Origin of the sequence: Phormidium sp. CCY1219 (assembly GCF_035615515.1) — a bacterium.
Lineage (GTDB): Bacteria > Cyanobacteriota > Cyanobacteriia > Cyanobacteriales > Laspinemataceae > CCY1219.
The window spans coordinates 1-8,494 of sequence record NZ_JAJENT010000221.1; the positions used below are offsets into that span (position 1 = coordinate 1).

The following is an 8,494-nucleotide window of genomic DNA, read 5'->3' on the forward strand; positions in this document are numbered from 1 at the left end:
TGCAGGCGGTTTACCGTGGCTTGCTGAGCCTCTACATCTCCGCGCACCTGGGCTTGCAGGCGGTTTACCGTGGCTTGGGCGGCGGTTTTTTGCCCTTCTAGCTCTGCTTGCAAGCGATTAATCGTGGCTTGTTGGGCATTCACCTGTTCTTCGAGTTCCGCTTGCAGGCGCTCGATCCGCGCCTGCTGAGCCTGGATGTCTCCTTGCACCTGCGCCTGTACGCGGGCAATGGTGGCATCTTGGGCGGTGACGTCCCCCTGCACCTGCGCCTGTACGCGGGCAATGGTGGCATTTTGCATCTCGATGTCCCGGGGAATCTGGGCTTCCAGACGCGCCACTGTGGCTTCTTGGGCGGCAATTTCCCCGGTTTTGGCTCCGGATTTGACTTGCGCTAACTGCGCTTGCGCGATTTTGACTTGTTGTTGGGCGCTTTCGAGTTCGGCGGAAAGGCGATCGCGATCGTTCATTATCGCCACCACTTGATCGGCGCGCACGTTATCCCCTTCCTCCACCAAAAGTTCGCTCACCCGTTGTGCCGGTTGGGAGGTGGAAGCGGAAAGTTGAATCACTTCCCCTTCCGGTTCTAACCGCCCTAAAGCGGCGACAAACTGTATCGGTTCTGGGGTGGAGAGGGAAGATAGGGGCGAGGACTCATTTCTCCCATAGCCCATTTGAAAGAGGGTGTAGAGAGAATATCCCCCGGTGGCGATCGCGCTGATGACGAGCAACACCGTCACCCATCCGGGAAGGAGGCGTTTGGGTTCTTCGGTACCCTTCGGATGAGAGTCCAAAGCGCTCCCCGGTGCATCCACAACCTTTCCTAAATTCCCTCGCGAATTCAGTTCCGGTTTGTTGTCGCTGCCTTTCGGCGACTCCTGAACCATGACTTGCAAAACCAGAAATGGTGCTTCTGGGTTTATTATTACCCGTCTGTTGCCTCCACCACCACAAGTCAATCCCAGATGCAGGGGCGAGCTGTAGGGTGGGCAAGGAATTGCCCACCCTACCGGTGAGAGCGGTGCGTAAGTCCGGTTAGTTAAAGATTGCTCAATTCTTCATTACTTTGGCGATCGCAAATCCGAGTGCTTCTAGGGCGCGATTGACTTCCGATTCGCTGACAATTAAGGGGGGAACGAAGCGCACCACTTTCGGTCCGGCGGGAACGAGCAATAAACCTTCTGTCATGGCGGCTTTGACGATATCGAGAGAGGTGATTTCTGTCTCGCCTTGGAGTTCCATGCCGTTAATTAACCCCCAACCGCGCACCTCGGCGATGAGCTGGGGATAATTTTGGGCGATCGCGTTTAAGCCGGCCCGCAATTGTTCCCCCCGTTGGGTGGTATTTTCCAACAGGCGATCGCGTTCTATGGTGTGACAAACCGCTAGCGCTGCACCGCAGGCGAAGGGATTTCCGCCAAAGGTGCTGGCGTGATCCCCGGGTTGGAAGATATCGCAAAACGATTTACATAAAGTTGCGCCGATGGGAATCCCGCCCCCGAGTCCTTTGGCGGAGGTGAAAATATCCGGTTCGATGCCGAGATTTTCATATCCCCACTGCTTACCGGTGCGTCCCATTCCTACTTGCACTTCATCTAAAATCAGCAGGATGCCGGTTTCGTCACAGATTTGGCGCACTTGCTGGAAGTAGCTGGCGTCGCCGGGCCGCACCCCGCCTTCTCCTTGCAGGGGTTCGAGCAAAATGCCCGCCACTTGCCGTTTTCCTGCGCTATCCAGGTGAGCGATCGCCTCTTTGAGTGCTTCGATATCGTTGTACGGTACGTAGTAAAATCCGGGCACTAATGGGTCGAAGTTTTTCTGGTATTTCGGTTGACCCGTGGCGGTGATGGTGGCGAGGGTGCGCCCGTGAAAGCTCGCATTGGCGGTTAGAATCACCGGCTGGTCGATGTTGAGGACTTTGTGGGCGTATTTGCGCGCCAGTTTGATGGCTCCTTCATTCGCTTCCGCCCCGGAATTGCAGAAAAAGGCGCGATCGGCACAAGAGCTATCCACCAACCACTTCGCTAGTTCCCCCTGCTCTGGGATATAGTACAAGTTCGACACGTGGTGCAACTTCTGGATTTGTTGCGTCACCGCTTCCACTAACGCGGGATGGGCGTGACCCAGGGTGCAGGTGGCAATCCCGGCGACAAAATCCAGGTATTCCCCGCCCTGCGCGTCCCACAGGCGACAGCCCTCCCCCCGCTCTAGGGCAATGGGAAACCGCCCGTAAGTGCCCATCACGGCGGCGTCAAATTCCGCCATATCAAAATTTGCGCCTGGATTTGAAGGGTTTTGAACTAAGGTTTCTGGTGTCATCTCAATCGCTGCTTATTTATTGCAGTCTGTTATAGCATTTTTCTCGCTCTAAATGAAGTGTCCCACCGACTGGCAAATGTGGTGGAATCTTAATATTCGGCCAGACACATTCCCACCATTGGGCAATTTATTTTTTGTATAGTATCTTAAGGGCTAAGCAAGGAGGCAACTTTTTTGGCACATCGATTGGGGGGCGGCGGAGCCTCGGGAGGCGCGTTCCCAGGCTGAGCCTGGGAACGAGTTACAAATCGGATGAGAGATGCTTCCGACCCCCCCCTCTTGTAGAGACGCGATTTATCGCGTCTGCTTCGGGGACTGGGGGGGTACTCACTCTAACACTAAGATCGAAAAATGGTGGGATTAAATTAGTTTTGAAATCGAGATTATTATTTAGGGTGCGAGGTAAACTTCGGCCAATATACCAGCCTTGCGCCTCCCTCGCACCCCTTCGTTGACTCTCACATCACGTCCTGATGTTTCCACCGCATGCGATATTACTCTTGCGAAAACCAAGGAAAATACTTGTCAAACTCAAACAACTTGTTTAACTCGTGCTGCACCTTTTGGTAAATCCGCATTTCCCCGGTTTCGATATGAGCAAATCCTTCCATGCCGGGTCGTAAAATATTATTCCGATTGTCGATTAAAATCGTCACGGTTAACATGGGATTTGTTCCGGCTTCTTTCGCCTGAATCCTCGAACTAATATCCTGCACTTTTGCTTTATATTTGGGACTGTAAGGGTCGCTGGTTTTAAATATCACCGATTGACCTTTCTTGACCAGATTGACCTCTTCCTGCGGAACTTTAATCGCCCCGGTGAGCTGACCCAAATCGGCAATTTCTAAAATAATATCGCCGACTTGCAAGGTATTTTTATTCATTAAGTCTATTTTTTCAGTCAGAACCGTTCCCGTGGTTTCTGCATTCAGAATCAGCTCTCGTTCTCGATTTTGCAAGCGGGAAATTTCCCCTTGTGCTTGGGTGACTCGTTCCATTTCGCTGGCGATCGCAGCCTCGGCGGCTTCCACTTCTTTTTTCGCAGAACGTCGGGCTGCAACGTGAGGCTGAATATCATTTTCGCGCTCATCTCGCATCTCTTCCATTTGTTTTTTTACATCGTTGATTTGCTCGGATTTCGCGCCGATGAGCTGATATTTTTGGTCGATTAAGTTTTTGTGCTGACGAATTTCGCTTTCTTTTTGGCGGATTTGCTGTCGCTTGACTTCTAGTTGATGGTCTTGCTGTTGGATTTGACTTTGGAACTGAACTTTTTGCATCTGCAAATCTCGCAGTTCTTTTCCGTTCCTAGCCAATGCCCCTTCCTCGGCTAATTTGAGATATTCAGTCAGGTCTTTTTCTACCAGGCTCAATTGTTCTTGCAAGGCGAGCTTTTCGCTGTCAATGGTTGCCATTTCGCTTTGAATCCCGGTGATTTCACTTTCAAAGCCGGAAATGACATTGCGAATGCCCGCTATTTCGCTTTTTATGCCGTCGATTTCTCGTTCGATTTGGCGAATTTTCGGCTGTTTTTCGCCGGAGATAATGGAATCGATTTCGGCTTGTTTTTTGGCCGCGCGATCGCGGGCAATGGCTTCGCCTTCTTTAGCGTTTTCTAGTTCGGTTTGAGCGATAGTTAACCGCTTGTTAGCGGCAGATAATGCGGATTCGGCTTGTTGAAGGGTGCTTTCTGCTGCGGCAATTTGGTTGTCGATTTCGGGACTGGAAATTTCCGCCACCACCTCACCGGCGTTGACTTGTTCGTTACTCTCCACCTGTAGCGTTACCTTACCGGCGATCGGCATGGTAATTTGTTCGCGGGCATTAACGCGCGAGGTGATTTCACCTTCTCCGGTAACGTAGTTGGTAATGGGCATGCGGGCGATCGCGCCCACTCCCGCCAGCAGCAACAGCGTGAGGAACCATTTCCCGTAAGGTTTCGGTTTCGCCGGCGCTTGGGCGGCGGGCGCTTGGGCGGGCGAAGGTGCTACAGGTTCCGGGATCGGCGCAACGGGCGGTGATTTCGGTTCCGGCGCAGGTGCTTTGGCGCGCGCTTTGGGGGGCACCACTTTTAAGGGAGAATCTTGCGGTTGCGGGTTAGTTGCACTCATAATGGTAGATGTCCTTTTGTGAGAATTAATCGGTTGACAAGCAGGGAAATTCACGATTTATCGCTGGGAAAGAAATAGTAAATCAGCCAGAGAACCAACAGCGACAAAGCGGTTAAGGGAATATTCGTCAAACTCCAATCGGCAATTCTGGCGAATAAAAATCCAAAGACAAAATAAATATAAGCCAAGCTCAAAGGAGCGTAAATCGCTAAAATTAGCGCATCGCTGGCGGTTTCCCGAATTGGCTTTCCGGTTAATAAATTGCCATACAAGGCAAACGATCGCGTCCTGAGATTGTTAATCCCAGTTAGGGCCACGGCGAGATAGTAGCCATCAAATTTTGCTAGGGGATTGAGGTTAATGGCGACGGTAACTAAGGCACCTCCCATTAACAAATAACTGGCAATATGCAGCCAACTGCTGGATGTTGTCCAATTCCACAACCCCAATGCGATCGCCCAAATGGCAAACTGCACCAACAATCCCGCCCCCACCACCAAAACTCGCTTCATTCTCGACAAACAATAGGAATCGGTGGTATTGGTATATGCGGCGGGCATACACATAATAATCAGCAATCCCATTTTCGGCACCACTCCGCCAAAGTTTTTTAAGGTAAAGGCATGACCGAGTTCGTGAAGGCTAACCACCAACATGGAAAGCAGGGCAAAGGGTATAATTAAACCACCGCCATGCGCCTGAATGAGTTGCTGTCCCGTATGGAAAATCAGGTCTCGTTGCTTGACGCCAATAATTGCCGAAAAAGCCAAGGTGCTAAATAACAGAAACGCAAAGGGTTTCGTCCAAATCCAACGCAAGCGATCGATATGTCGATTCAGCCAAGGGTCGGGATTAAATAACGGAATCCGGAAGTAAAGCAACTGCATCGGATTGAACTTGCGCTTCGGCGGCGGGGGCGGTGTCGTCCCTTCCAGCATCGCCGTAATTGTCAGCAGTTTGAGCAGGTGTTTCAGTTCGCTTTTGCTAATACAAAATTCCGCCAAAATTGCCGCAGTCGAACGTCTCCCCAGTTGGTCGATAATCGCTTTATCGTCATCGCTGACTTGCAAAAAAGTCATATCTTCCGGGTTGCGAAGAATCCAGTACCCACCCGGATGGTCGATAAATTGCACGCTGGCTTTTAGGCGCGGCGAATTCTCCGCAGCTTTCTTTGGGGCAGATTCCGCTTTTATTTCGGAATTTGGCAGTTGTAAAATATTGAGTTCGATGAGTTTTTGCAGCAATTGTGCGATAAAATTTTTTGGGATTTTATCGCCGAAGTGCTGTTGCGATAAATCTTGGATTTGACCGACGGTAAATTGTCCGGTAAAGTATTGCAAAGCGTAGCCTTCTGGGGCAGAAAAGATAACCCGCAGGTTGCCTTCCGTGGCTTTGAGAACCATTTGGTCCGAGTCGGGGACGGAGGATACACTCCAGTAGGGGGTTAAGTCGGGACAGATCCACTCCTCGGAGATAGAATGGTAAGCCTCTGTGGGTGGAGACTCCGCTTCGGAATGGTGTAAGATGTTGAGGTCGATGAGTTTTTGCAGCAGTTCTTCCACGAAGGTGGGCGAGATGCGATCGCCAAATTTTTTTTCGCAGCGCTGTTGGATTTGTGCTAGAGTGAGCTTACCCGTGAAATGCTGCAAGGCGAAGCCTTCGGTGAGGGAGAATTGAACTTGGGTGTTTTCTTCGCGCGATCGCAGCACGATTTTTTCCGCACCTTTCACCTTAGCCAGTTGCCAATAGGTGCCGAGGTTGGGAGACAGCCAGTCGCGATAGTTGGGGTCGAGTGGAAGGTTCTGAGAGTTCATAGCGATCGCCTCTTCTGGGCAGAGAATCTACAAAACAACCGAGGGGCTGCTTTCTGTATAGTTTCGGGACGCTTGCGATCGGTGTCCGAGGGAGCCTTGTCGCCCCCACCCCGATGTTCTATATCCTACCACGGTTTGAAGCAGATTTTCTCGGTTGACCAGAAAAAAAATCCAACCCAGACGCTGAATGGTATAAAATTCGTTATATCGTTACAAAAATTTATATTCGATGAGCAGTCGCTTTTCTCCCACTTAACGCGATCGCCCTGACCCGGGAGGCGATCGCCGTCGCGATGCCCATCAAAGAATCGTCAAATAAGTATCCACAGAGGTTTCCGGTAAAACAATTAATCGCTGATTTTTTAAATCCAATTCAATCCCCAAAGCTTCCAGAGGAATGACCCCCAACAGCGGATCCCGCCCCCCGGGCAATTCCAAACATTCAAACGTCCCCTCCCGTCCCAGCAGAGAAATGCGCGCATCTTGGAAAATGCGGGCTTTACTGAGTCCATTGGCGGTGGTCACATCCACTTCCCGGAGCAATTCTAAACCCAATTTGGCGATCGCCTCTGTGGGTAAGCACAGAGTAGTAGCCCCCGTATCCACCAATACGTTATTGAGGGTAAGAGAGCGGACTTCCGCTGGGGGAATATATCCGCGTGTTGCAGCAGATTGATCCGCTCGATTGATAATGGTCAATGTGGTGGTGATTTTTCCCATTTGTTCTGTAGACATAATTGTAACTCCCAATACTATACCACTATTGTAAAGTAAAAAATCGCGAAGTGGGGCGATTAACTCGCGATCGGGAAACCACTGCTATAAATTAAACCAATCCCCCCTAGAAATCCTCATTTTCTTCAAACACAGGCGGCCACAATTCCGAAATCTGCAATTCCCATCCCGGAAATAATTCCGGAATCGTCAGAGTTTCTTCGTCTTGAAAGACCATCGGATTTTGCGCGGGACGATAGAGCGTCACAGTCAGCTCGTCTGGGTCAACTAACAGGCCAATTTTAACCCCTTGGTCGAGAAACATGGCAATTTTATCCTGCAATTTAGACAGGCGATCGCTCTGGGATTTAATTTCCACCACCAAATCCGGAACCACTTCGCTAAAATAGCGAACCGTGCGCGGCATTCGTTCCCGGGAAACATAAGAAACATCCGGTGCAGTTAAATCCGAATTCGGAAGAATAAAACCCCCGCTAGAATCAAACACCAATCCCAAACGACGCGGGGACACCCATAGTTTGAGAAGAAAGCTCAACTGTGCCCCAATGTAGCTGGATACGATATCTGACGGCCCCATGACAATCAGTTCTCCCTCGCGCAATTCTATCTGGTAGTCATCTGGAGCGTTTTGGAGTTGGTCTTGCAGTTTTTCTAAGTGGTTAACTGTTAAAGACATAAATTTTCCTCCCTTGATTTATTTCTGATTATAACCTAAACTCTGATTTTGGAGTAAAATGAGGATGCCGAGACAAGCCCAGCATCCTACTCTAAAAAAAGGCGATCGCACTGCAATGTCAATTAAATCCCTCCTTAGTCCTCCTCCTCAAATATTACCGGCCAAAGTTCTTCCACGACTAATTCCCATTCTGGGAGTAATTCCGGCAGGATTAAAATGTCACCATTGCCCAAGGTTTGTACCGACCCATCGGGACGGTAAACCTCGAGGAGACAAGTATCGGGATCGATTAAGATCGCAACTCGCACGCCTTGGTCGAGATACACTTGAATTTTTGACTGCAATTTTTTGACTCTATCGCTTTGAGATTTGACTTCTACAACTAAATCGGGGACGAGAGCAGCAAAATAGCGAATGCTGCGGGGGAGGCGATCGCGCGAAACAAAAGAAACATCCGGTGCTTTCAGGTCACTATTGGGTAAAATAAACCCACCGGCGGAGTCGAAGACGCGACCCAAACGGCGCGGTTTCACCCAATTGCTTAGTTGACGGGCGAATTCCAGGGAGACTTCACTGGCGACAATATCCGATGGCCCCATAACAATAATTCTCCCTTCTTCCAGTTCGAGTTGATAATCAAAACCAGCCTCGCTGAGGATTGACTCAATTCGTTCCACGTCTTTTACAGTCATCTCAGGCATAGTGGAGAACTCCAATTGCGTTCTGAGGATTTATTGTAACGGGAAAGGAGCTTGTAGGGTGGGTAGCTTGTAGGGTGGGCAGGGTCACTAGATTTGATGCTAGAACGACTGATTTTATAACCCTGCCCACCCTACGAACTA

The 8,494-nt window shown here is 50.2% G+C and carries 6 protein-coding genes and 1 pseudogene; all 7 read right to left on the reverse strand.

Annotated features, from left to right (window positions below):
- A pseudogene (locus LKK83_RS01940) lies at positions 1-884 on the reverse strand (hypothetical protein); the annotation flags it as partial.
- Positions 885-1,047: 163 nt separating this feature from the next.
- Positions 1,048-2,316 (reverse strand): aspartate aminotransferase family protein, encoded by a 1,269-nt coding sequence (locus LKK83_RS01945; RefSeq protein ID WP_324629088.1) that lies wholly within the window; start codon positions 2,314-2,316, stop codon positions 1,048-1,050.
- A 494-nt stretch (positions 2,317-2,810) separates the two neighbouring features.
- On the reverse strand, positions 2,811-4,427 hold the full coding sequence (locus LKK83_RS01950) for an HlyD family efflux transporter periplasmic adaptor subunit (protein ID WP_324629090.1): 1,617 nt from the start codon (positions 4,425-4,427) through the stop codon (positions 2,811-2,813).
- Positions 4,428-4,477: 50 nt separating this feature from the next.
- Positions 4,478-6,241, reverse strand: coding sequence for a hypothetical protein (locus tag LKK83_RS01955; protein ID WP_324629091.1), 1,764 nt, complete (start codon positions 6,239-6,241; stop codon positions 4,478-4,480).
- A gap of 300 nt (positions 6,242-6,541) precedes the next feature.
- Positions 6,542-6,976: an aspartyl protease family protein gene (locus tag LKK83_RS01960; protein ID WP_324629092.1), complete on the reverse strand. Its 435-nt coding sequence runs from the start codon at positions 6,974-6,976 to the stop codon at positions 6,542-6,544.
- A gap of 106 nt (positions 6,977-7,082) precedes the next feature.
- Complete coding sequence (locus LKK83_RS01965) at positions 7,083-7,652, reverse strand: Uma2 family endonuclease (RefSeq protein ID WP_324629093.1); 570 nt, start codon at positions 7,650-7,652, stop codon at positions 7,083-7,085.
- A gap of 134 nt (positions 7,653-7,786) precedes the next feature.
- A complete protein-coding gene (locus LKK83_RS01970) occupies positions 7,787-8,353 on the reverse strand; it encodes a Uma2 family endonuclease (RefSeq protein ID WP_324629096.1) in 567 nt (188 codons plus the stop codon).
- Positions 8,354-8,494 lie beyond the last annotated feature (141 nt).

Bases quoted from the DNA above. Each gene is read 5' to 3' on its own strand.
- LKK83_RS01945 (WP_324629088.1), bottom strand. From the start codon at position 2,316: ATGACACCAGAAACCTTAGTTCAAAACCCTTCAAATCCAGGCGCAAAT.
- LKK83_RS01950 (WP_324629090.1), bottom strand. From the start codon at position 4,427: ATGAGTGCAACTAACCCGCAACCGCAAGATTCTCCCTTAAAAGTGGTG.
- LKK83_RS01955 (WP_324629091.1), bottom strand. From the start codon at position 6,241: ATGAACTCTCAGAACCTTCCACTCGACCCCAACTATCGCGACTGGCTG.
- LKK83_RS01960 (WP_324629092.1), bottom strand. From the start codon at position 6,976: ATGTCTACAGAACAAATGGGAAAAATCACCACCACATTGACCATTATC.
- LKK83_RS01965 (WP_324629093.1), bottom strand. From the start codon at position 7,652: ATGTCTTTAACAGTTAACCACTTAGAAAAACTGCAAGACCAACTCCAA.
- LKK83_RS01970 (WP_324629096.1), bottom strand. From the start codon at position 8,353: ATGCCTGAGATGACTGTAAAAGACGTGGAACGAATTGAGTCAATCCTC.